The organism is Anaerovibrio lipolyticus, from assembly GCF_021531495.1.
Classification (GTDB): domain Bacteria; phylum Bacillota; class Negativicutes; order Selenomonadales; family Selenomonadaceae; genus Anaerovibrio.
This window is the reverse complement of sequence record NZ_JADYTY010000009.1, coordinates 1-22962: the sequence shown is the minus strand read 5'-3', so window position 1 is coordinate 22962 and position 22962 is coordinate 1. Positions and strand designations below refer to the sequence as shown.

Sequence of the window (22962 nt, the reverse complement as noted above, 5' to 3'; positions counted from 1 at the left end):
ATCTCCTATACTAATTCTTTGAATAATCTAGGGGTTATAATTCCTCTTTTAATGAATGTAAAAATTGTATATAATATAATTATTCGCTATATTCTCTAATTAACCTTTTTTTAGAGGAAAAAGTAAGGAGATTTTTTATGGAAAATTTTAAAATAGCTAATATGCAGGCTGAAACAGAGGAAAAAACCACCTCTAAGCCGAAAAGAAAATACACTCGCCGCACTACCTCCAGCAAGGCCAAGGCCACAGCCAAAGCCCCCAAGCCAAAGTACGAAAAGATTTTTGCTCTGGATATTGGTACTCGCAGTGTTATTGGCATTGTAGCAGACAAAACCCCTGCTGGCCTAAAAATCATCGCCACCGAAAGAATGGAACACAAAACCAGAGCGATGGAAGACGGTCAGATTCACGATGTGCCCCAGGTAGCCAGCGTTATTGACACCGTAAAAAAAGCCCTGATAAAAAAGGTAGGCCCTCTGAAAAGTGCAGCCGTAGCCGCTGCCGGCCGTGCCCTCTACACCATGACTGCCTCAGCAGAGATGGAGTTCAACGGCATTATTACCCCTGAACAAGAGCGCAGTCTGGATTTTGCCGGTGTACAGGCAGCCCAGGCCCAGCTAGCCACATCTGGCACTGTAGAGGATTTGGCCAACTACTACTGCGTAGGCTATAGCACCGTCAAATACGAGCTGGACGGCACCAAGCTAAAGACTCTGGTAGGACAGCGGGGACGAATTGCCTCCGCCACTGTTATTGCCACCTTCCTGCCACGACAGGTTATAGATTCCATGCATTCCGCCCTGCAAAGCGTAAAGCTGGATATGCACGCCCTGACTCTGGAGCCAATTGCCGCCATCAACGTGCTGATACCGCCTACCATGCGCCATTTGAATCTGGTACTGGTAGATATTGGTGCAGGCACCTCCGACGTAGCCATTACCCGCAACGGCTCTGTTATCGCCTATGGCATGGTGCCCCAGGCCGGGGACGAGATTACCGATGCTATTTCCCAGCAGTACCTGCTGGACTTCAATGTGGCAGAACAGCTAAAGCGAGAGGCCACCAACGGTCTACAGTGTCATTTTGCCGATATTATGGGCATGGAATACGACTTGTCCGCCACAGAGGTATTGAAGCCTGTCCTGCCCAATATCCACAAGCTGGCAGAGTCCATTGCCCAGCAGATACTAGAGCTGAACGGCAACGAACCACCTCAGGCAGTTATTCTGGTGGGGGGTGGCTCTCTGACACCACATCTTAGCGACTATGTAGCAGAGATTATGAACCTGCCTATAGGCCGGGTAGCTGTACGGCATCCAGATAAGATTGATGGCATTGTGGATATTCCCGAAGAGCTGCGGCTGCCTGATGCTGTAACACCTCTAGGTATTCTCAAAATCGCCTCCCTGAATACCCTGCATTTCCTCCGGGTTTATGTCAACGACACAGAATACAGTCTATTTAACTTCCGTGACTTGACTGTTTCTGATGCCCTGCTGAATGCTGGTATTATTCTCAAAAAACTTAACGGCCGTCCAGGCCTTGGCGCCATGCTGAAGATTAACGGCGAAAACAAATTTATCCCTGGCACCATGGGCACTATGGCGCAGCTTCTGCTGGATGATGCCCCAGCCACCTTGGATACTCCTATTCAGGATGGCAGCCGTCTACAGGTAATTGCTGGCACCAACGGATCTATCCCCGAAATCACTCTGGAGGATGTGGTGGATATTCCACCAGCCTATACTGTATTTATCAATGGTCAGGAAACCAATATTGCCGCCCAGTACACCATCAACGGCCAACTGGCTCAGCCGGGACAGCTTCTCCACGATGGAGATGATATTATCAGCCGTGACACCAGAACTCTAGGGGAGGTACTGAACACCGCCGGCTTCCCGCCTCTGGGCAAAAAGATAAAATACACCCTGAACGACAAGGACTCCCAGTACACCATTGCCCCTCGGATACTCCTTAACGATAACGAAGCCAATCTCTCTGACGAGGTACATCAGCAGGACTATATAGAATATATTGCCCCGGATTTGCCCAAGCTGGGAGATGTGCTGAATGTCTCCGAGCTGGATGCCTCTCTGGTGATATATTACGAGGGACAGGAGCACAAGATTCCATCTGCCACCGTAACTCTGGAGGTAAACGGCCATCCTGCCAGCACCAACACCCTTATTGAAGATGGCAGTCAGGTAAGATATATGAAGTCCCTGCGGGCTGCTACCACCGTTAGCGATGCCCTGCTGGCAGTAGGCTTCCAGCCACCAGCCGCCCAGAGCCGGGTAAGCTTCACTATTTTGGTCAACGAAAAACCAGTAAACTTTACGGATCCCATCAAGAACGGCGATGAACTGGCTGTAGTCATTAGCCAGCCAGCCCATAACGAGTTAGACCAGGCAGCCAAACCACCTATGACTGCCGCCGCCATAGAGGACTCCATTAAGCTGGCAGACAAGATAAACAACATTCCAGGACTCTCCGAAGCCCTGAAAAACAACCACTAAATTTGCACAACAAAAAGACCACCAGTCATCCGGCTGATGGTCTTTTATTTAACGATTATATTTTTCCGCCAAGGCCTTTAGCCAGCTAGCTTTGTACTGCTTCAAACAGCCCGGCAGCATACGCCAGCCCCAGTTGCCCTCAGCAACTCCCGGTACATTCATACGGCAGCTTCCATCAAGCTGGAGAATATCCTGCAAGGCAATAATAACCATGCGGGCATCAGAAGCATAGGCATGCTCAATAAGCCTGCTATCCAGCTCCTCTGGCAGGGAACCAGCCGCACCCAGCATATTGGCAATAGCCTCCACCTCAGCTCGGGAAGCATTTTCCTTCAGCCAGCCCACCATAGTGTTGTTATCATGGGTGCTGGTATAAACGATACAATCCTCTGGCTCCACAAAATTGATGCGGCCATTCTCATTGAAATGCAGCTCAAACTGCAATATCTTCATACCTGGGAACTGACATGCCTGCCGCAGCTCCTCCACCTCATTGGTAATAACCCCCAGGTCCTCAGCCACAATAGGAATATCCCCAATATCCTTGCGAATAATATCGAAGAAAGCCTTGCCAGGGCCTGGCTTCCACACACCATGCTCTGCTGTCTTGGCATCACCATCAACCTCCCAAAAGGACTCAAAGCCTCTGAAATGGTCAATACGGATAATATCCACCTGACGCATCAGATTGCGGAAACGACGAATCCACCAATCATAACCATCCTGCTTCATAACCTCCCAGTTGTACTGAGGGTTGCCCCACAACTGGCCAGTCTTGCAGAAGTAATCTGGCGGTACACCAGCCACCTTATATGGTCTGCCATTCTGATCCAGCTTAAAGAGCTGCTGATGCGCCCAGGCATCGGCACTATCCAGAGAAACAAAGATTGGCATATCCCCTAGAATCTGGATACCCTTCTTGTTGGCATATTTCTTCAAATCCTGCCACTGCTGATAGAACACATACTGCTCGAAATGGATTTCCCCAATCTCAAAGGTAAGCTGTTCCTCCATAGCAGCCAGAGCCACCTCATCACGGCGAACAAACTCAGGATCCCACTGATTCCAGCACTTGCCATTGTGCCAATCCTTCAGCACCTTGAACAGAGCATAATCCCGCAGCCAATAGGAGTTTTTCTTCGCCCAGGCCCGATACTCATCCCTAGCGGTAGAGTCAGACATGGTAATAGCATTGATATAAGCCTTGAAAATCAAGGACGGCTTCATCATCTGTGCCCAGGCATAATCAGCCTTGCCATCGTTGATAATAGAAGCATCCTTTAGATCCGTCTCAGTCAGGAAGCCCTTTTCTGCCAAAAGCTCCAGCGAAATCAACAATGGATTGCCCGCAAAGGCAGAGGAAGAAGCATATGGAGAATTGCCTGGCCCTACAGGATTCAGAGGCAGAATCTGCCATACCTTCTGTCCTGCAGCCGCCAGGAAATCAACAAACTTGTATGCCTCTGGCCCCAAATCACCAATACCAAATGGAGATGGCAGAGAGGTTGGATGCAGCAGCACACCGCACTGACGAACCCCCTTGGCCTTGGCCACAGCCTCAGCCTTGTGACGGTATACCAAGCCTGTATATGGTGGAATCTCCACCTCCATACGGCCCCGGACAATAGGCAGGTCTGGACGGCCCTCCAGCACATCCTCCATCACGCCTGCCGCCAGGTCCCGCACCTCCAGAGACACCTGCTGCATCTCATTACTGCGGTTCAGCAGTACCACGAACACCTCATTATCCGCCTTGGCCCCAAAGACATCATGGCCTCCATCTATAACTCTGGCATAACCATAGACATCCCCCTTGGCATAGAGAGGCAGAATCTTACCAGTCTGCAAGGCCACATGCTCATTGCGCAGATGAATCAGACGGCGAGTCCACATCCTCAGCTCAGGATCCCCATTCTTCCAGTCATATGTACCACGGCAACAAGGATCCCGATAGCCCTGCAAGGCAATCTCATCGCCATAATAAACACTAGGCACCCCCGGGAAGGTCATCTGCCACAGAATAGCCATCTTGGTACGCATCAAGCCCTTGTAAAGGCGCTCCCCATCCAGACGATAGCTAGCCTGGCGCACGGCAGGCACACCCTCCTGACTAGGAGCCTCCCCCAGCAAGGTCAGAATACGCTCTCTATCATGACTGCCCAGAAGATTCATCATGGCATAGAAATTGTGCTTTGGATAGTTCTCCTGCAAGCTCCGCAATCTAACACTAATCTGGCCAGCATCTGCATAGCCCAGAAGGAAGTCCAGCACAGCCTGACGGAATGGATAGTTCATAGCAGAATCCAATTCCTGACCACAGAGATACTCACGGGATACACCATAGGCACTCTTGTTGGAAGCATCCTCCCAGACCTCCCCCAGCATAACTGCATCCTTATCCACCTTCTTCAATTCCCTGTAGAAGGCCTGAGTAAACTTCTCTGGCAGCTCATCCACCACATCCAGGCGCCAACCGCTAATGCCCTGCTTCATCCAATATTTCAGCACACTATCTTCATCATTGATAATGAAATTCATATAGGAGGGAGTTTCTTCCTTCACATTTGGCAGGGTGCTGAACCCCCACCAGCTTTCATAGCTCTCTGGATACTTGTTGAAGCAATACCATTCATAATATGGTGAATCCTTAGACTGATAGGCACCTACTGTATCATAGTGACCGTATTTGTTAAAATAACGGCTATCATCACCAGTATGGCTGAACACACCATCCAGCATAATGCGGATGCCCATCTCCTTGGCCTTGGCGCAAAGCTCCTTCAGCTCCTCATTGGTGCCCAGGATAGGATCCACCTTGTGATAATCTCCTGTATCATAATGATGATTGCTGGCTGACTCAAAAATAGGATTCAGATAGATAACCGAAATCCCCAAATCCTTCAAATAAGGCAGCTTCTCCTGAATACCTGCCAGATTGCCACCATAGAAATCATAGGAAACAATCTCCTTGGTATCCACATCCTTGTAGTAAAAAGGCTTGTCATCCCAGCAAGCATGGTATACAGCACCCTTTTTCTCCACCAGCCTATCGCCCTTGCGATAGAATCTATCTGGAAAAATCTGGTACATAACAGAGTGGCGGAACCAATTAGGCGTATCTGCCCCCTTGTTAAACACTGTAATCTGGTAGGACTGAGCCGGGGGATCATCCCGCAGATAGCCAAGACCGCCCATGCGGGCATCATTGTTGCCATAGTACCAGATACGGCCGTTTATGTTGATAACAAAATAATACCACAAAAGGCAGCCCTTCTCTGGCATAGCAATATTGGCAGAGAAATACATCTCTCTGCCTACAGGATCCTCTGGCTCCAGCACATAGACCAGTTCTCCCACCCGTTCCCGCCAGAATCTTGCCTTGACGGAAATCTCAGCCTTCTGATCCTCTATATCATCCAGCTCCAACTTGATTCTAAGGCGCACATCAGTGTAGCTCTCTGCAGCACCTACAGGACTACGATAAAATTCATTCTGTGAATTGTGCTCCACGTTTTTCAAAACCGGCATCAAATCTCTCCCTGTAACTATAATCTATCTTCCCCAGTCCCCCGGTAAAGATTAATTTCTACAATCATCGCATTACTTAGGTATATTATACCAAATAATCCTAGAAAATGTTAAAAAAATAGAATTTTTCGTGCATTAAAACAGGGAATATCTAACCCTCTCAAAATTAGATATTCCCCCAAAACAATGGTATTAATCCAGTTCCATGATATTGTGCTTCAGCACATATATCAGGGCCTGGGTTCGATCGGTTACTCCCAGCTTGCGAAAAATGTTGGTCAGATGATTCTTCACCGTCTTTTCACTAACAAACAGGGCCTGTGCTATATCCTGATTGCTAAATCCCTTAGCAATGCAGGCAATAACATCCATCTCTCTATTGGTCAGCCGTTCATTACGGCTCTCACGCCACAGGTTCAGAGCCTTTTCCCGTACATTGTCCCCAGGATTCAGCTCCCCAAAGATCCTTTTCTGCAGCTCAGGTGTAATATAGAAGCCACCCTCAGCTACCCGGCGCACCGCCTCCAACAGCACCCCAGGCTCCACTCCCTTGAGGAGATAGCCCTTGGCACCATTCTTCAACAGCTCCACCACATAGTTATCATTATCATGAATAGTCAAGGCAATAATCTTGGCCTTGCTACGAGCAGCCAGCAGCTGTCTGCAAACCTCCATACCGCTTAGGCCAGGCATATTCAGATCCAACAACAATATATCTGGCTGCAGCACTAGAGTCTTGGCCAAGGTATCCTGACCATCCTCAGTCTCTCCCACAACTTCTATATCATCCTCAAAATCCAAAACACCCTTGATACCTTGTCGTAGCAGTGCATGATCATCAGCAATTAATACTTTGATAGACATCCCAATCCTCCACACAATTTGGAGTATACATCTCCACTATAACAAATCTTCACAATAGTACGAAGATTTAAAGCCTTTCTAGGCCTAACTATCTAGTATTATAACACAAAGCCTCAAAAAAATCACTGTTATTTCTTATATATTGTAGTTTTTATTTGTTCAATATCTCCGCCCTCAGCATGATGAACACCTCTGATGTTGTCTTGCTGGTATGAACACTGCGAAACAACTGTCCAAGGATAGGCAAATCCCCCAGAAAGGGAAGCTTGGACAGGGAGCGAATCTCCTCCGAGGAAATCAGCCCACCGATAATCAAGGTCTCTCCAGCCTGCAGGCGCACTGTGGTATCAACAGACCGCCGCTGGAAGCTATAGGCCTTCATCTCCTCCACATACTGAGGAGAGGACACCTCTGTATGAATCCTGCTGGTTATCTGCCCCGCCTCATTCACCATAGGACAGCACCGCAGAATGATACCTGCTGGCCGATACTCTATAGAAGTGGTCACGGTAGAATTGGTAGTAGACACTGTAGGCACTGGAACATCCCCGCCTATATTAATCACAGCTTCCTGTCCCTGCAGGGTAACAACATTGGGACGAGAAAGCACCTCTGCCTTGCCATTGGCAATCATGGCATCAATGGTAGCACCGTATTGCCATTCGTAGGCATGACCTGCCGGCCCCTTGCCAAAGCTAACAATACCGCCAGCCGTACCAGTAGTTCCCAAAGCAGGCCGACTAACACCATCACTATTGTAGTTATACTGAGGCAAACTAGACCACTGCCACTGAATGCCCAGCTTGCTGGCATCCTCTCTAGACATGGATACCACTTTGGTTTCAATAGAAATCTGCTGAGCAGGCACATCCAGCTTTTGTACCATGCTCTCCACAGTCTCTGCATCCTCAGCAGTGCCGTATACCAATAATGAACCGGTACTTACATCCGTCAAAACCCTATTCTCAGCTTTGATTTTCTGGGTAGCATTCCCTGTGGCTTCACTAGACTTATTCTCTTTATTATCCTTGGCCTTAACACTCTGAGGCTTTGCCTTTTCCTGAGAGGCAAAATACAGAATTGCCGCCTGACGCATATCTTCCAAAGGAGCATAATGTACCGGGATAATATGAACTGTAGCAAATCCCTTGGTCAAATTATCTGGAGCTGCCACAATCCAGGTATTCCCCTGCTTAGTGATAGCCAATCCTCTAGCTTTGGCTACCTGTTCCACAATATTGGCTGGATTTTCATCCTCCAGCTTTAGGGACACCTTACCCTTGACAGATTCATCTAAAATAAGATTCAAACCGGCCATTCTTGCCACAGAACGAAGTAACTCATCAACCTCTCCATCCTGTACATTCAAAGACATAGCTGAAGCCTGCAACGGCTGACATATTAATAAACACCATACGAAAAGAGCCAACACCATTTTCTTCAACATTATCGATTCCCCTTCCCCGTACCATAATATTACAACGCTATAGTATCCCCTACATTAAGCTTGTATTTTCCTATCTGAATACTGTTTTTGTCTATATTTTCCACAGTATATCCTTCCCAGCTTTCCCCTGCTAACAAAAATTTATTTTCTCCTCCTAAAGTCAACAAAGCCCCCAAACTACCATCCATTTCCACAATCCCCTGCAGGCATATATCTGGCTGTTTAGCTTGTATTGTCTTGCCTGTTGTTTTAGCCTCAGACGATGCAGTTGTTGATACCAACTTGATATTCCCTTGGCTAACAACATTATCAGCTTTGGGTAGCTTTTTTTCTTTTGCAGGCGAATCAATTATACGGTTCGGTCCAAAAGGATTACGCAAGTTAGTCGAAGCAGAGGCTTCCTCCATCCCCTTAATATCCAATCTGTTTCTTTGATTTCTCACTTCGCTCTTATGATTCTCCGACACAATTCTAGTTCCGCCAGCAGTATTTTCTGAATAATCATCATCCATACAATAAATTATTCCTATGCCTGCTATTGCCACTGTACAAACCAGAACTCCACGATACAATGGCTCATTTTCGATTTTCTCCTTTCCCAATCTCAGCCATTTCTCAGGTGCGAATTTAATACTTTTACCTGTTTTTACTAAAGAATTAATCTTTTCTCTGATTTTTTTGTTTAGATTCTCTGCTTTCACAAAAATCATCCCTCCCACACATTTTTTGACATTCCACATAGATTTCTTCAAAATTTTACCCACCGTATCCATGCCATCATTATAAAGGTTTTGTTGTATTCTTTCAAGTATATTTTCCGAATTTTCTGACTATTATATATAAATATTTATATTTAATTCAATATAGATTTTCCCACAAAAAAAAGAACCGATAACCCAATTTTTTGGATTACCGGTTCTTATTTTATTCAGCTATTTGCTTGCTATCAGCCTTTTGCTTTTACTTCCTGCAGGCTTGGGCCCATAATGCGCTTGTAGGCCTCTACACCTGGCTGGTTGAATGCATCTACATCAGCCAGCTCGCCCTCGTAGGCGATGGACAGTGCCAGCATGTACAGCAGCTGGCCCAGGTTGTAGGCATCCAGCTTTGGCAGGGAGAACAGTGCGTTGAAGCGATGGTTGGAAGCCAGAGCCTTGGCGTTGGACTCTCTAGCTACCTCCAGAGCCTGGCTCATGGTTACGCCGGAGATGTCTGCCAGCTTCTGAGCCTCTGGGAATACATTAGGAATAGTGTAGTCCTCGCACCAGTTCTCGATGCGGATGAACTGAACTACCTTGTTCAGCTTGCCTTCCTGATGCTGCTGAGTCTGTGCGTGCATATCAGTAGTACCAACAGCCACGATAGGAGTTCTGCCATAGAGCTTCTCGTTGCCCTCACGGTCAACAGACTTGCCCAGGGATTCAGCTAGTAGCTGGATATACCACTCAGATACGGACTTGAGATAGTCGCCATATGGCATCATAACTTCCATATCGCGGCCATACTTCTCGGCTGCAATGTACTTGAGAACAGCGTTCAGCAGAGCTGGGTTCTCCCATACATCGCCACCCAGACAAGCCTGATCCATATCCTTGGCACCCTCCAGGAACGCCTTGATATCGAACCCGCACACAGCAGCCAGCACCAGTCCTACATCACAGAAGATAGAGAAACGACCGCCTACTCCATCAGGTACACTGTACTGAGGCCAGTTATTCTCCATAGCCAGCTTCTTCAGCAGGGTAGGCTTCTCCTCGTTAGGATCAGTAACAGCCACAACCTCAACCTCAATATCTGGGTTCTTCAGGAGAGCATCATAGATAACCATAAAGTTGGACATGGTATCCAGAGTACCGCCGGACTTGGAAATAACCAGCAGGCTAACCACAAACTTGCGCTTCTTGTGGCTCAGGCAAACCTTGGCACTGCGATCCAACTGGCGGAGAATATCTCCAGTTCTGCGAGGATCAATATTCTGACCGCTAAAATAAATCTGAGGCAGGCCATCACGCTCCTCAGTGCTCATGGAGTTCCAGAACTCACCACACTGCACATCAAAGATAACCTTGTCACCAAGATAGGAACCGCCAATACCCAGAGATACTACAGCATCTACACGGTTGCGAACAGAGTCAGTCAGCTCCTGCAGATGAGCCATAGATGCAGGGCTGTTCAGATGGCCATCCTCTACATAAGGAAGCTGGGAGAACAGAACCTTCTCAGGCGTACCATCCTTGGACAGATGACCACGGATAACACCATCCTTGCGCATTACCTTGATAGCCTCTACAGCAGCCTGAATCTTGTCAGACAGCTCAGCCACATCAGCCTTAGTTACCTTGCCTTCGCCCACCAGGTTGTCGTAGTCAAAGGAAAAACCGGACTTCAATGTTAAACTCATAAAAACATACCTCCTAGGAATTTATACAGGTTTATACGGATATATTATACTAGCTTTAATTCAAATTTGGTAGTATTTTTCCTGTTTATGCAAAAAAGTAACAATATTTCATTTTTTGTTACACAAACACCAGCTTAGTTTTCTGCCAGCTTTCCCTGTTTTTTCATCTTCCGCACCGTATAATAAAAAGCTATGGTCAAAGGCACACAGGAGCCTATCCAAGCCGCCGGGCTGGCCAGAGTTGCTCCCCAGAAGCCCAGAGAGCTTACCAGTCCCAGGGCTACCCCGGCACGCATGACCAGCTCCATAATCCCGGCAAAGGTAGGCACAAAGCTTTTGCCCAATCCCTGCAGGGTGTTCCGGTAGATAAACAAAAGAGCCAGTATCCAGTAGCAACAGCCTGTGGTGGTAAGATATACCTGTCCCAGCTCTACCACCTCCGGTGCTGCATCCCCAATAAAGAGATGCATCAGCCAGGAACCGCAGATAATATTAAAAAATCCCACCGCAATACTAAAACTGCCAGACATCATAATACATTGATTAACTCCCTGACGGATGCGGTTGAACTTGCCTGCACCGTAGTTCTGGGCTGTATAGGCCGCCATAGCAATGCCAAAGGACATCATTGGCATCAGGGCAATGGTCTCCACCTTCTGGGCAGCGGAAAAGGCTGCTACAGAGATTGGCCCCAGTCCATTCAGGGCCACCTGGAGAATAACCGCCCCAATGGCAATTATAGATGTCTGGAAGGCCATAGGCATACCTACCCGGATATGCTGCCACAGGAAGGGCCAATCCACCTGCCAGTCCTGTCTCTGAATCCTGAGAGCTGGCACCTTGCGCCAGATATATATCCAGACAATGAACCCCCCTAGGAACTGGGAAACGATCATGGCCCAGGCTGCCCCTGGGATACCCCATGCAAAAACCAGCAGGAAGATTGGTTCCAGCACAATGTTAATACACAGTGATGTGGCTAGAAAAATAGTAGGATGACGGCTGTCCCCCAAGGCTCTTAGCAGATTGGCTCCCACAATAAAGGTGCTAAAAAAAGGCGAACCTCCTACCACAATGGCAATAAAATCCTCTGCTCCATCAATAATATCCAGAGGGGTGTCCATCCACAAAAGGATTTCTCTGGCAAAATACCCACCGATAAAGGCGGTAAAAATACTGGCACCCATAGCAATCAGCACACAGGCTGCGGCACTGCGCCGTACTCCCTCCATATCCTTGGCACCGAATCTCTGGCCAGTAATAATGGTAAGGCCTGCGGTCAAGCCCATAATACAGCCTACCAGCAGGAACATAATGGGACCGGTACAGCCTACTGAGGCCAGAGCCTCTACTCCTAGGAACCGTCCTACCAGCAGGGTATCTATAAATCCATATAGCTGTTGAAAAATATTGCCCGCTATCAGGGGCAGGGTAAAAAACAATATGAGCTTGGCAGGGTTGCCGCTGGTCATATCCTTGGTGTTGGCCATTCTATCATCCTTCCTCTCGATATTTCCCCTAGGAGGAGAGTGAGCCTGTGGCCTATTTGCCTTGGCTCTATTCCAAATACCTTGTAACTGTCAGACGAAGCTTTTCCCGTAGAACGGTAACGCTGTCATCCAACGAACCGCTTTGAGGCATCAGCTTGTTGTAGTGAAAAACCTGTTTTCGGCTGGTGCGGTAGTCTGTTGGACAGGGCACCACCTGAAAGCCCTCCTTGGCAAAGTTCAGCACAGAACGCTCCATATGAAAGGCAGAGGTTACCAATATTGGATGCTCCAAGCCCTTCTCCCGCAGGATACGACAACTGTACATGGCATTCTGCCGGGTATTGAGGCTGTTAGGCTCTGTCAATATCATATCCTCCGGCACTCCCAGCCGTACTAGCTCCCTATGGGCGATAACAGCCTCTGGGCCGCTGTCTGCATATACCTGGCCTCCAGATACCAGCACTGGTACATGAAGCTGGTTGTACAGCTCCACTGCAGTCAACAATCTAGCTGCTGGTATGGCACAAAGATTTCCCTGCTCCCCTAGATTGGGGGTATCCTGGGTAGCTCCTCCCCCTAGCATAATAATCACATCTCCCTGGGGGTGGGCTGGCTGGTCATAGATATTCTCCAGCCTGCTCATAAGCATATTAGATACATAGGGAGTGGACAAAAGGTAAAACAGGGTTGTTACCAAAAAAACTGCCGCCGCTGCTTTTCGGGTAGCTGTCTTTTTGTCCTTTCGCCACAAATAGATAGCCAAAGCCCAAAGACAGACAAAAAACACTCCCGGAGGAAGCAGGAAGCTGGCTCCGAATTTTAATAGATAAATCATTTCTTCACCGCCTAAAATTTATACAGATTCTTTGCAGGACTTTTTCCCTTTTTGTAGAATTGTATACTATTATAGCATATATTGCTATAATATGGTGTAGGCAGATTTTGCTATCTGAGGCGGACGGTCAAATTCTAAGGGCTGTCCTTCACAAGGCCTCTTTAAAAAAAGGAGAGATTATTATGGCATTTATTCCTGTAAATCAGGTGAAAGCAGAGAAAAAAGCAAACGGCAAGGGTGAGATTACCATCAATCATCTGTTGGGAGCTAATGAGCTAGGTGGCAATGATATGTTTGCCAAGGTGGTAATTCCTCCAGGCTGTTCCATTGGCTACCATGAGCATCATGGCAATACTGAGACTTACCATATTCTGCAGGGTGAGGCTCTCTACAATGACAATGGCACTGAGACCAAGGTTGGGGCTGGTACTACTACCTTCTGTCCAGATGGCGAGGGACATAGCATTGAGAACTGCGGTACTGAGGATCTAGTGTTTATTGCCCTGATTACTAAGACAATCTAAGATAATTTTGTATTGTGAGGGGATATTATGACTGCATATATTGAGCCTACTGGAGAGGATATTTCAATAGCAAGGAATAATAGAAAGACTGCCAGGACAGCCATCTTCTGTAAGGATGCCCAGGGCAGGTTTTTGAGCTGCAATCCAGTTTATCAGCAATTTATTGGCCTTAGTATGGACGAAATCATCGGCCATACTGTGGAGGAAATCGGGGCGGTTAGTCACAAGTATCCGCCCCTGATTGATGATGCGGATATTCTGGCCGGCCAGACTTTCAGCAATGTTCTGGGACAGCTGCTGGATGGCACCAACAAGCCTCGACATGTGATGGTCAGCAAATCCCCTCTTATTATCAAGGGCAAAATAGCCGGTATTGTAGGCACTATTGAGGATATTACGGAGCAGGTAGCTCAGTCCAAGACACTGCTGCAGCTAACAGAGGCTATTCAGTATGTACCGGGAGGTATTCTGGTCTATGAGTGGAAGGGAACGAAAGATTACAAATTGCTGCTGATCAGCCCGTTAGCCAAGGAGATGTTTAATATCCCAGAGGAAACCTCTGATGGCATAGATGATATATTACAGCATTGCCTCCATCCAGATGACAGTTGGTGTGTCAGCTATTTGGCCAAAAGGCTTATGGCAGGGGCCGATATAGCCTCCTGCAAATGCCGTTTCTATCCTATTGGCTCCCAGGAATTTATCTGGATCAACATCCGAGTACGGTCAGTGCCCAAGGACTCTGGCAAGATACTGCTGTACATTTCCCTTGCTGATATCACCGCTGAGCAGAGGAATGCTCAGGCTCTAGCTGAATCTCAGAGAGCCTACAAGGTGGTAGCAGATGGGGCTGGGTTGATTGTCTGGCATTATGATATGGTGAACAACACGATGGAGTTCCTTAATGATGTAAATACCATGAAGCGCTATATGCCTGATAATGTTCCTAGGAAGCTATATGGCGGGCCAGAGGAGTTTCTCCAGTTTATCCAACCGGAATGCTGGCAGGATTTGCGCCAGCTTCACCAAAACCTGCGCCAAGGCAAATCAGGCCGCTGTGATATTCAATATATCTCTGAGCCGGAACAGCCGCCTCGTTGGGCCAGACTTATCTATACTTTGCCCGTAGGAGTTACCGACCCTACCGATGCCTATGGGGTAGGCATTAATATTACGGCGGAAAAACTGCGTGAGGAGCAATACAATAACGAAGTCCAGATGCTTCACAGTGCAGTCAAGACCAATATTCTGGCCAAGGCTCATTTTGACCTGACAGAGGACAAGCTGGTGGACTACATTCGCCATTCCCCCAACGCCTTGAATCTTCGTGTAGGCTGTGAATATGAATTTTTTTATGAACAGCTTCTGGGGATAATTCTCGCCCAGGAAGAACAGCTTATGGTAGCCGAAAAGCTGAACAAGGGCAATCTCATGCACATTTGCGCTCAGAACAACAGCACCTTCTCCATTGAATATAAAAGGCATTGTGAGGATTTGTCCCCTATTATGGTGGAGTGCACCGTCAGCCTTTTTACCAACAAAAACGGTCATGCGGAATGCTTTATCTGTTTCTATGATATTACCAACAAATTCATCAACTATACCATTGCAGACAAGCTGAATGAGCTGGGCTATAGCCGTGCAGCCCTGGTAAACAATCTGACAGGCACCATGACCTACTACAGCAAGAATACTGGTGTTCTTGAGAATACCCCGGAGCATCCCCTTTTTTATGATCAGAAACTGCTGGAATATATTTGCCAGGCTATTCCAGATAAGGAAAAGGCTCAGACTCTGTACCAAAAGCTGAATCTGGATGCCATAACAGCCTATCTGGACGACCATGAACAGGAAAAGATGTTTGATTTTTCCTTCGATTTATGGGAAGGACCTGAGAACAAATATGCCCGATATCGAATGCAGGCCTGTTATCTGGATAGCAGTCGTACTTCGGTTTTTATTATCCAAAGTGATATTACCAAGCAATACCAAAAAGAGCGGGAACAGCTGCAGAAGCTGGAGGAGGCTTTAAGTATTGCGGACAAGGCCAATACCTCCAAGTCCATGTTCCTGGCAGGTATCAGCCATGATATGCGCACCCCTCTGAATGGTATTCTGTCCTTTACGGATTTTGCCCTGAAAACAGAAAGCCAGTCTCAGCAGAAATATTATCTTAACAAGATTCGCCAATCCGGGGAGCTGCTGCTGTCCTTGATTAATGATACCCTGAATCTTACCCGCATTGAAAGCGGCAAGGTTACTGTCAATCCAGAATGGGTGGATAGCAAGGCCATGCTGGATACGGTTATTGCTGGCGTATACATGTCCGCCCAGGAGCGGCAGCTTTCCCTCAATATCCATCGGGAAGCCAATGTGCCTGCCTATATTATTATGGATAAGCTAAAAATGCAGGAGATACTGCTGAATATTCTCAGCAATGCTGTGAAGTTCACCAAGCCGGGAGGCTCTGTTAATTTGGATATTAGCTTGATTCCCCCTCAACAGCAGACTCCCCAGGAGCTGGCCGCGGTTCAATCAGTACATCACAAGTGGATACGGTTGATTATTTGGGACACTGGTATCGGCATGAGTCAGGAGTTCCTGCCCCATCTCTTTGAGGCCTTTTCCCAGGAGGAGTCCACTGAGGTAGCCAACCCCAATGGTACTGGTCTGGGGCTGGCCATTGCCAAGAAATATATGGATATGATGGGTGGCAGTATTCAGGTGCGCAGTAAGCTGAATCATGGCACCACCTTTGAGCTTCATCTTATGGTGGAGGAAACTGAGGAAAAGGCCAGCTCTCATAGCTCTGGCGGAAACCATTGCCATTTTGGCAACCTGCATATTCTGCTGGCAGAGGACAATGCCCTGAATCAGGAGATTGCTCAGATGCTGCTTACCACCAAGGGGGCTAGGCTGGATATTGTCTCTAATGGTCAGGAGGCAGTGGATAAGTTTGAGGCCTCCAAGCCAGGAACCTATCAGCTGATATTGATGGATATTCGGATGCCTGTTATGAATGGCTATAATGCGGCAGAAAAAATCCGCCACAGCCAGCATCCTGACGGGGCGGATATTCCTATTATTGCTATGACGGCTGATGCCTATGAGGATGATATCAAGCACTGTATGGCGATAGGCATGAATGGCCATATCAGCAAGCCTATTAATCCTGATAAGCTCTACAATGAAATTGCCAAATGCTGTAACGGTATCTAAAAAAACATGATGATAATTCCAAAGCAGATTTCTAAGGAGCTATCATCATGTTTTTTATTTAGGCATTTTTATTTAGGCGCCACCTGGGTGGCTGTGGTCAAAGCTGGCCAAGGACATAATGCCCTTGGGCTGGGGCAAGTTGTCATAAATGGATTTTATCTGAGTGTATAGCTGTTCCTTCCGCTGTGGGCTGGTTTCTGGCCGCCGCCACTCCTCGTACATACCGTGGGTGGCTTTGCCTGCCTCCAGCGTCTCTGGGGAGTGGAGCTGCATCTCAAAGCTAATGCCCTGGGGGCTGGTAATATCCAGATGAATGGCCTTGTACCGGCCTGCCTCATTCAGATATTTGTTATCCAGCTTGTCTACGGTATAGCCCCGCTTCTCCAACAGATTTACAGTACGGCGGGCTATAGTGGCCAACTGGCTGTTCTTGGCTACCTGGGTGTAGCGAATCAAATCCCCGGTTTCCTCCACATACTCTGTGGCGGTCTTGGGCTGCTGCCCTGCCTTCAGGGCCTTGTCTGTCTTGCGCTCAATCTTGCTGCGGACACTGCTGGCGGTCTTGACGGAATACTCCAGCCCCTCCATAGAGGTGCCCAGCTCATGGGCTATCTCCAGCATATCCATGGTAATAGCAGGTTCACTGGCTCTCGCTCTGTCATAGCTGGCCTGTGCCTGACTACCGCAGCCTACCAGCTGGTGATCTGTATCGGATTTGCTGCCGGAGACTACAATCTGGCCACTGCGGCTCTTGTAAGGAATGCCCCTTAGGCGGGTTACATCCGCTGTAGCCGTAATGGCGCCGCCACTGAGAGCTATCAAGCTGGCTGCCTCTGCTGCTGTGCAGGTGCCTACAGAGCTGTTCATGGCTGACCAGGAAACGGCTGCGGCTATTAACAGCATCCGTCCCTTGCTTAATTTGTTCAGGCGGGTGACCTTGGCTATTTTATGTAAATTCATAAGAAAATCCCCCTTTACAACTATTATTGTATCAGGGGGATATGAAAACTCTCTGTAATGCTGTTTTTACTGGTCTGGATGAAGAATTATTTGGCCCTTGGCCAAGGTCTGAGGCACATCGATAAGCCGCTGATTGCGGCTGCCTCGAAACAGGAGGCTAATATCTCTCTGCTCCTCTATATATGGTCCATCCACCAGTACATCTATCTGTTGCAGCAAATGTCTTACTGCCTGCTGACGGCTTCCCAGCAAGGCTTCCAGGGTATAGCCTGTGTAGCACCAGATGGTCAATCCACTGCCCTTTAGCTCCCGCCCCAGCTCTGCCAGGACAGCGGCTTGACAAAATGGCTCTCCACCGCTAAAGGTGACTCCCTCCAGTAGGGGATTGTCCAAAATATCCCGCAGCAGCTTGGCTGGCTCTACCTGTCTCCCGCCATGAAAAGCATGAGTCTGAGGGTTGTGACAGCCAAAACAGTTATGAGGACAGCCCTGGGTAAAAATAGTGTACCGATAGCCTTCCCCATCTACAATGGATTCCCCTACAGTACCTGCAATCTGCAGCCGATGGGCTGGTACTGCCAACTGGGGAATCTCTGTGACTGTGGGATTAGTTAATAACGGCATGCTTTACCCGATCATGTTCCTCGGCCTTTTTGGCATTGTTCCAACGATCAATGGTGCCTACCAAATAGCCGGTAATGCGACGGATACGCTCAAATTTAGCTGGCTGCAGCTCATAATCCAGATTGATTTCCCCGTCCTCAGCAGGAGATATGCTCAGCTTGGCCAAATCTCCGTTGTTTTCCTGCTGAAGCATCTGGATGTAGCCAATAATCTCCTTCTTGGACATATCTTCCAAGCCTGTTACAGTTACGCTGATACCATTTACTAACATTAATCTCGTCCCTTTCATATCATAAATGCGCTGTAGAAAAATCTATAAAGTCTACATTTATGCGTATATTTTTGCATATATTGGAATTTACTTTTGTAATTACTTACACCAATATATTACTATATATAGTGTCATGTGTCAATATTAGATACTATATATAGTATTTGCTATTCACAACATATGCACAGGGACTATACAAATTTCTGTATATTTATGCAAAGTTTATACACGAGTAACCAGCAGAGAATTCCCTTTTTTGTGTTGCTGGAACCCAAAATAAGGGCGAACAATCTGTATAAACAGACATGGTTATAAATTTCTGTGGATAAAATATGGTGGCTATTTGACTATATGCTTGCCACCATAATATTTGCTTTTCCAGTAGCTGTCATTTAGTTTGTCAATCCGTACTCCCTTGCTGGATGAGGCGTGGATAAACTCCCCTTGCCCTAGGTAAATGCCGCAGTGGGAGGCTCCCGGCTCATAGGTGGTGAAGAATACCAGATCCCCAGCCTCCAGCTTGCCGGCAGTCATGCTCTTGCCTAGCTTGTACTGCAAATCTGCTGTCCGAGGCAGCTTCATGCCGTTCTGGGCAAATACATACTGGAGGTAGCCGGAGCAGTCAAAGGCCTTGGGGGTATCTCCCCCGAACTGATAGGGCACTCCTATGTATTTTTTGGCGGTGGTCAGAAGCTGAGGCACCTGCTGGCGAGCCAAAAAGGGCTGACTCTCTGGCACATTAGTACCCTGCCCTTTGAGAGCTTCCCAGCTTTCCTCTATGTCCAGGCCTTCTCCTGCCATAGAGCCGCCTATATTCTCTACCCGGCCTGCCAGATTGGCATTCCGGCGGGCTACCTGTATGGCATTGAAGGTTTTGCGATCTACCACCCCGGTGATTTTGATTTTTTGATCCCGCTGAAAGGACATAACAGCCCGGTAGGTAGAATTGTCAAAGCTGCCATCCAGCTTGGCTATCTTGTAGCCTAGAAACTGCAGCTGCTTCTGTACCTGCAACACCTCCGGCCCCCTTGCGTCCTTTTCCAGATTCTGAAAGGCATAGGCTGAGCCTGCTTCCAGCATCAGGCTCAAACAAAGTGCTGTGCCTATTCCAACCCATTTTCCAAGAAACAAATTCGCCAGTCCCATAGTAACCTCCATATTGCTTATTATAGGTTCTAAATCCATCACAGCAAGGTCATATATTTTTCGAACTCTCCTGCTGGTATTTTCAAAGCCTTCATGGCCTGCTCCGCCGTCATACTCATGGACTCCATCAAGTTCCTTATAGCCTCTGCCTTTCCCTCTCTACGTCCTTCACTTCTACCTTTACGTATGCCTTTACGTATACCTTCACGTCGTCCTTCAGCTATATATTTCTCAATAACCTCACACATTTCATTCACTCCTTCCTCTGTAGTTTTAAACAGCCGTTTACGTTTTGATGTAATCGGAAACATTTCATCATCGTATGCATCATGCCTGGTAAATATCTCCATTAACTTAGCAACATCTGAATCATCCTGCACTTCAGCATTCACATATAACTCTGAAAAACCATTATCCACCATTGTACCATTTTCTCGAATAATTCTATCTACATGATACAACGCCTTGCCAGACTTGTACATATCAAATTTAGATATGAATACCACTACTACATTGGGAATCGCCTTGAATCTATCCCCCGGCTCTGCAATATTAGCTGTCAACAAGGCTGCGTTATACCGCACTCGCCGTTGATGATCATCATTGTCGGATTTTTGTACTTCGGCATTGACAATTCGCCCATCACCCAAGGTGCATTTAACATCCAAAATACAGGAACGCCCCTGCAAATTTTTCAGCATAAATTGCGGAACATTATCCATAACCTGTAAAGCCTTATCATTCAAAATAACCTGCAATATTTCCTGACAGAATCCCGTATCCTCCGCCATCTTCTGAAACAGTGCATCATCTATAGGATTTAGACTCATGGCATCCCGCCGAATCCTTGCCCTATTCCCCATTAACACCACCACCCCTCAGATAAATTCTATCATAAACTATACTTGTGGTAAAGTAATATCCTGAAATATTTTAATTTTTGCATTGATGTGTATTAATAATATTAGTATATAACTAATATATATTTATAACACATAACATGAATATATTATTTTTTTACCATCATTCGCCCACTCACATCAATCATGTAATACATTTCCCTAATAAAAAACTCCTTCAGAAACCATCCATACCAATGATTCCTGAAGGAGCATTTCCCCCACGCTAACGGGTGCTTAACTCCCTCCTCTTAGGAGGGAGTTAAGCACCCGTTAGGCTCTGGATTTATTCGACTAAATTCATTGGGATTCTAAAGCTCCCACTAAATAAGTCTCATTTTACTATATATACTTTTTAACTTTGCAACACAGCGACTACTCTAGCCTGAAATTCTTCCAGCTTTTCAATATAGCTATCCACAATAATCTGGCAATATTCCTTTACCACCAATCCATCATAGTCATGAGACAGCTGATTGCGAACCTTTAGCATTTCCATCCATTCATCGCCTTGAATCAGCCGAGCCTTGAAGGAATGTCGCAATACCTCTCTTGGAGAGCCTGCCACAAAATCCCTAATCTCATAATACTGCCACAGAATATCCTTCATTACCTTCCAAGCCAAATCAAATGTTATTGAAAACTTTGCACTTGTACCACTTAAAACAAAAGAATCTGTCATATCTCGTTCCCTTGCTTCTGCCAAACTAGCTAAGGAGTTCTTATAGGATTCAAACCGCCGAATAAATTTCTCGTCCATATTCCCTAATATCCTCCAACAAAAGATTATTTTTACATTCATCCAAGGATAATACATCCACAGTATATAGGGTAGGAATATTTTCCATTTCTTCCTGCAAAGCCCCTATATCAACCACGCCAGAAACAGCTATATCAATGTCACTTTCCGGACGATAAGTTTGCTTGGCTCTTGAACCATATAAAACCACCTTAGTAGCATTATATTTTCTACATATCCCAATTACTTCTCTGTAGATTTCCTCCAAGGTCATACCTATCACCCTCCATACATTCAAAGCTTATTCTGCGGTGGTTGGGATTGCGTAGATTACCTCATCGTTGCGAGTCTGGATATACAGCTCGGTGCCCTCTGGCAGATCGATATTCTTGCCGTTGACAAAGGCGCCGCCAATAATGCCAATTGGCCCCAGCACCAGCATACCGGCAAGGCTGGCCCCAGCAGCCATTCCTAACTGCTCCATGCTCTTCTTGGATTCCTCACCTAGCAGCATATCCAGTTGACGGCCATCCACCGCAGTCAGATACTTGAAATCCACCTCAATCTCTGCATTGCGGCCAAAATTCTTGGCCTGGCTAACCTTGGTTACAACACCCTCGCCAGCAGCTCCTTCAGTAAACAACAGCATGCCATCCTCAATAACATCCTCAGCAGCCTTAAAGCGAACTACATCACCTTTTTTCAGATTCTTGGCATTAAGTCTATCCACCAAAGCTACCTTGGCCAATGTATTAGCTGGAATAGTGGTCTGCACCAAAGGAATAGTCTTGGAGCCAAAGGCAAATTCAGACAAGGCCTCTACTCTGGACTTAAAGGTGCCTGTAGAGGTTTTGCCATAAACATTAATCTCCATATCCGTTACCCGCTGCTGCATGCAGTCCATGCTTACCTTGTGAGAAATAGTCCACTCCAAAGCATTCATCTGGGTAATCAGGGATGGACTGGTAGAATTGTCGTAGGTGGCATCATATAGGGCATTAATGCGATCCATCATACTGCCCTCAGTATGCACTCCCTCAAAATCCTTTTCCAGCTTGCTAATTCTATCTGCCAAAGGCCCTGTCTGGGCTGTACCATATAAAGTAACCTCCACAGCAGCCAGCTTGTCATCTGCTGTATTGGCTACATCTGCAAAGGCTGTTCCTGTCATAGTAAACATCAAAACTGCACACATCAGCAGGCTCATTAACTTTCTTACCATAAAACCACTCCTTCTTAATCCTTTTCCCAACTCTCTATACATCTTCTTCAGCAGATTGTTGATAGATAACCGGCGCAGCCACCTGCCACCTCGTTTCAATCTGCTATTCTTCTACATAATAACATTATACTGATAATCCCCAGCAAATGCAAAACCCAAATACAATTGTAATCCAATTCTAATCTATCCTTTGATTTCTAACATCTGCTACTAAAAACATAGACAAAAGTGTATATGTCTTAGAAAAATTCCTTGTTCATCGTGCTCGCTCTCGCCG

Annotated in this window: 18 protein-coding genes; 3 read left to right on the top strand and 15 right to left on the bottom strand. The window is 46.9% G+C overall.

Features of this window, described 5'->3' with window-relative positions; translation table 11 throughout:
• Positions 1-137: 137 nt before the first annotated feature.
• Entirely contained in the window at positions 138-2516 is a 2379-nt protein-coding gene (locus I6E26_RS04885) for a cell division FtsA domain-containing protein (protein ID WP_235320743.1), read from the top strand.
• Between the two features lie 48 nt (positions 2517-2564).
• Here I6E26_RS04885 and malQ read toward each other — a convergent pair whose 3' ends face one another.
• The 7 genes from malQ to I6E26_RS04850 form a co-directional block, all read right to left on the bottom strand.
• Entirely contained in the window at positions 2565-6044 is a 3480-nt protein-coding gene (gene malQ / locus I6E26_RS04880) for a 4-alpha-glucanotransferase (RefSeq protein ID WP_235320742.1), read from the bottom strand.
• 192 nt (positions 6045-6236) lie between these two features.
• Positions 6237-6908 carry a response regulator gene (locus I6E26_RS04875; protein WP_235320741.1) on the bottom strand — a complete coding sequence of 224 codons (672 nt, stop codon included), beginning with the start codon at positions 6906-6908 and terminating at the stop codon, positions 6237-6239.
• 151 nt (positions 6909-7059) lie between these two features.
• The gene (locus I6E26_RS04870) at positions 7060-8355 is read right to left on the bottom strand and encodes a type II secretion system protein GspD (RefSeq protein WP_235320740.1); all 1296 of its coding nucleotides are present in this window, start codon (positions 8353-8355) and stop codon (positions 7060-7062) included.
• A 29-nt stretch (positions 8356-8384) separates the two neighbouring features.
• Positions 8385-9056: a hypothetical protein gene (locus tag I6E26_RS04865; RefSeq protein ID WP_235320739.1), complete on the bottom strand. Its 672-nt coding sequence runs from the start codon at positions 9054-9056 to the stop codon at positions 8385-8387.
• A 245-nt stretch (positions 9057-9301) separates the two neighbouring features.
• Positions 9302-10756, bottom strand: coding sequence for a glucose-6-phosphate isomerase (locus I6E26_RS04860; protein ID WP_235320738.1), 1455 nt, complete (start codon positions 10754-10756; stop codon positions 9302-9304).
• Positions 10757-10890: 134 nt separating this feature from the next.
• A complete protein-coding gene (locus tag I6E26_RS04855; protein WP_235320737.1) occupies positions 10891-12246 on the bottom strand; it encodes an MATE family efflux transporter in 1356 nt (451 codons plus the stop codon).
• 67 nt (positions 12247-12313) lie between these two features.
• The gene (locus I6E26_RS04850) at positions 12314-13081 is read right to left on the bottom strand and encodes a YdcF family protein (RefSeq protein ID WP_235320736.1); all 768 of its coding nucleotides are present in this window, start codon (positions 13079-13081) and stop codon (positions 12314-12316) included.
• A 182-nt stretch (positions 13082-13263) separates the two neighbouring features.
• On the opposite strand from I6E26_RS04850, the gene I6E26_RS04845 reads away from it, so the two are divergent.
• Both I6E26_RS04845 and I6E26_RS04840 read left to right on the top strand, forming a co-directional pair.
• Complete coding sequence (locus I6E26_RS04845) at positions 13264-13605, top strand: cupin domain-containing protein (protein WP_235320735.1); 342 nt, start codon at positions 13264-13266, stop codon at positions 13603-13605.
• A 27-nt stretch (positions 13606-13632) separates the two neighbouring features.
• Complete coding sequence (locus I6E26_RS04840) at positions 13633-16824, top strand: ATP-binding protein (RefSeq protein WP_235320734.1); 3192 nt, start codon at positions 13633-13635, stop codon at positions 16822-16824.
• A 72-nt stretch (positions 16825-16896) separates the two neighbouring features.
• On the opposite strand, the gene I6E26_RS04835 is transcribed toward I6E26_RS04840, so the two are convergent.
• The 8 genes from I6E26_RS04835 to I6E26_RS04800 all read right to left on the bottom strand — a co-directional run bounded on the left by I6E26_RS04835 (position 16897) and on the right by I6E26_RS04800 (position 22685).
• Positions 16897-17784, bottom strand: a complete 888-nt coding sequence (locus I6E26_RS04835; protein WP_235320733.1) for a hypothetical protein — start codon at positions 17782-17784, stop codon at positions 16897-16899.
• Positions 17785-17850: 66 nt separating this feature from the next.
• The gene (gene nrdG / locus I6E26_RS04830) at positions 17851-18408 is read right to left on the bottom strand and encodes an anaerobic ribonucleoside-triphosphate reductase activating protein (protein WP_235320732.1); all 558 of its coding nucleotides are present in this window, start codon (positions 18406-18408) and stop codon (positions 17851-17853) included.
• The gene (nrdD, locus tag I6E26_RS04825) at positions 18392-18679 is read right to left on the bottom strand and encodes an anaerobic ribonucleoside-triphosphate reductase (protein ID WP_235320731.1); all 288 of its coding nucleotides are present in this window, start codon (positions 18677-18679) and stop codon (positions 18392-18394) included. Before nrdD ends, nrdG begins: the two co-directional genes overlap by 17 nt.
• Positions 18680-19018: 339 nt before the next feature.
• The gene (locus I6E26_RS04820) at positions 19019-19825 is read right to left on the bottom strand and encodes a C40 family peptidase (protein WP_235320730.1); all 807 of its coding nucleotides are present in this window, start codon (positions 19823-19825) and stop codon (positions 19019-19021) included.
• A 38-nt stretch (positions 19826-19863) separates the two neighbouring features.
• Entirely contained in the window at positions 19864-20688 is an 825-nt protein-coding gene (locus tag I6E26_RS04815) for an Rpn family recombination-promoting nuclease/putative transposase (RefSeq protein WP_235320729.1), read from the bottom strand.
• A gap of 391 nt (positions 20689-21079) precedes the next feature.
• Positions 21080-21484 (bottom strand): HI0074 family nucleotidyltransferase substrate-binding subunit, encoded by a 405-nt coding sequence (locus I6E26_RS04810; RefSeq protein WP_235320728.1) that lies wholly within the window; start codon positions 21482-21484, stop codon positions 21080-21082.
• Entirely contained in the window at positions 21456-21737 is a 282-nt protein-coding gene (locus I6E26_RS04805) for a nucleotidyltransferase family protein (protein WP_235320727.1), read from the bottom strand. Before I6E26_RS04805 ends, I6E26_RS04810 begins: the two co-directional genes overlap by 29 nt.
• A gap of 27 nt (positions 21738-21764) precedes the next feature.
• Positions 21765-22685, bottom strand: a complete 921-nt coding sequence (locus I6E26_RS04800) for a hypothetical protein (protein WP_235320726.1) — start codon at positions 22683-22685, stop codon at positions 21765-21767.
• Positions 22686-22962: the final 277 nt, after the last annotated feature.

What these genes read in the sequence shown, in the direction of transcription:
- I6E26_RS04885 (WP_235320743.1), top strand. Translation starts at nt 138, where the DNA reads ATGGAAAATTTTAAAATAGCTAATATGCAGGCTGAAACAGAGGAAAAA.
- malQ (WP_235320742.1), bottom strand. Translation starts at nt 6,044, where the DNA reads ATGCCGGTTTTGAAAAACGTGGAGCACAATTCACAGAATGAATTTTAT.
- I6E26_RS04875 (WP_235320741.1), bottom strand. Translation starts at nt 6,908, where the DNA reads ATGTCTATCAAAGTATTAATTGCTGATGATCATGCACTGCTACGACAA.
- I6E26_RS04870 (WP_235320740.1), bottom strand. Translation starts at nt 8,355, where the DNA reads ATGTTGAAGAAAATGGTGTTGGCTCTTTTCGTATGGTGTTTATTAATA.
- I6E26_RS04860 (WP_235320738.1), bottom strand. Translation starts at nt 10,756, where the DNA reads ATGAGTTTAACATTGAAGTCCGGTTTTTCCTTTGACTACGACAACCTG.
- I6E26_RS04855 (WP_235320737.1), bottom strand. Translation starts at nt 12,246, where the DNA reads ATGGCCAACACCAAGGATATGACCAGCGGCAACCCTGCCAAGCTCATA.
- I6E26_RS04850 (WP_235320736.1), bottom strand. Translation starts at nt 13,081, where the DNA reads ATGATTTATCTATTAAAATTCGGAGCCAGCTTCCTGCTTCCTCCGGGA.
- I6E26_RS04845 (WP_235320735.1), top strand. Translation starts at nt 13,264, where the DNA reads ATGGCATTTATTCCTGTAAATCAGGTGAAAGCAGAGAAAAAAGCAAAC.
- I6E26_RS04840 (WP_235320734.1), top strand. Translation starts at nt 13,633, where the DNA reads ATGACTGCATATATTGAGCCTACTGGAGAGGATATTTCAATAGCAAGG.
- I6E26_RS04835 (WP_235320733.1), bottom strand. Translation starts at nt 17,784, where the DNA reads ATGAATTTACATAAAATAGCCAAGGTCACCCGCCTGAACAAATTAAGC.
- nrdG (WP_235320732.1), bottom strand. Translation starts at nt 18,408, where the DNA reads ATGCCGTTATTAACTAATCCCACAGTCACAGAGATTCCCCAGTTGGCA.
- nrdD (WP_235320731.1), bottom strand. Translation starts at nt 18,679, where the DNA reads ATGTTAGTAAATGGTATCAGCGTAACTGTAACAGGCTTGGAAGATATG.
- I6E26_RS04820 (WP_235320730.1), bottom strand. Translation starts at nt 19,825, where the DNA reads ATGGGACTGGCGAATTTGTTTCTTGGAAAATGGGTTGGAATAGGCACA.
- I6E26_RS04815 (WP_235320729.1), bottom strand. Translation starts at nt 20,688, where the DNA reads ATGGGGAATAGGGCAAGGATTCGGCGGGATGCCATGAGTCTAAATCCT.
- I6E26_RS04810 (WP_235320728.1), bottom strand. Translation starts at nt 21,484, where the DNA reads ATGGACGAGAAATTTATTCGGCGGTTTGAATCCTATAAGAACTCCTTA.
- I6E26_RS04805 (WP_235320727.1), bottom strand. Translation starts at nt 21,737, where the DNA reads ATGACCTTGGAGGAAATCTACAGAGAAGTAATTGGGATATGTAGAAAA.
- I6E26_RS04800 (WP_235320726.1), bottom strand. Translation starts at nt 22,685, where the DNA reads ATGGTAAGAAAGTTAATGAGCCTGCTGATGTGTGCAGTTTTGATGTTT.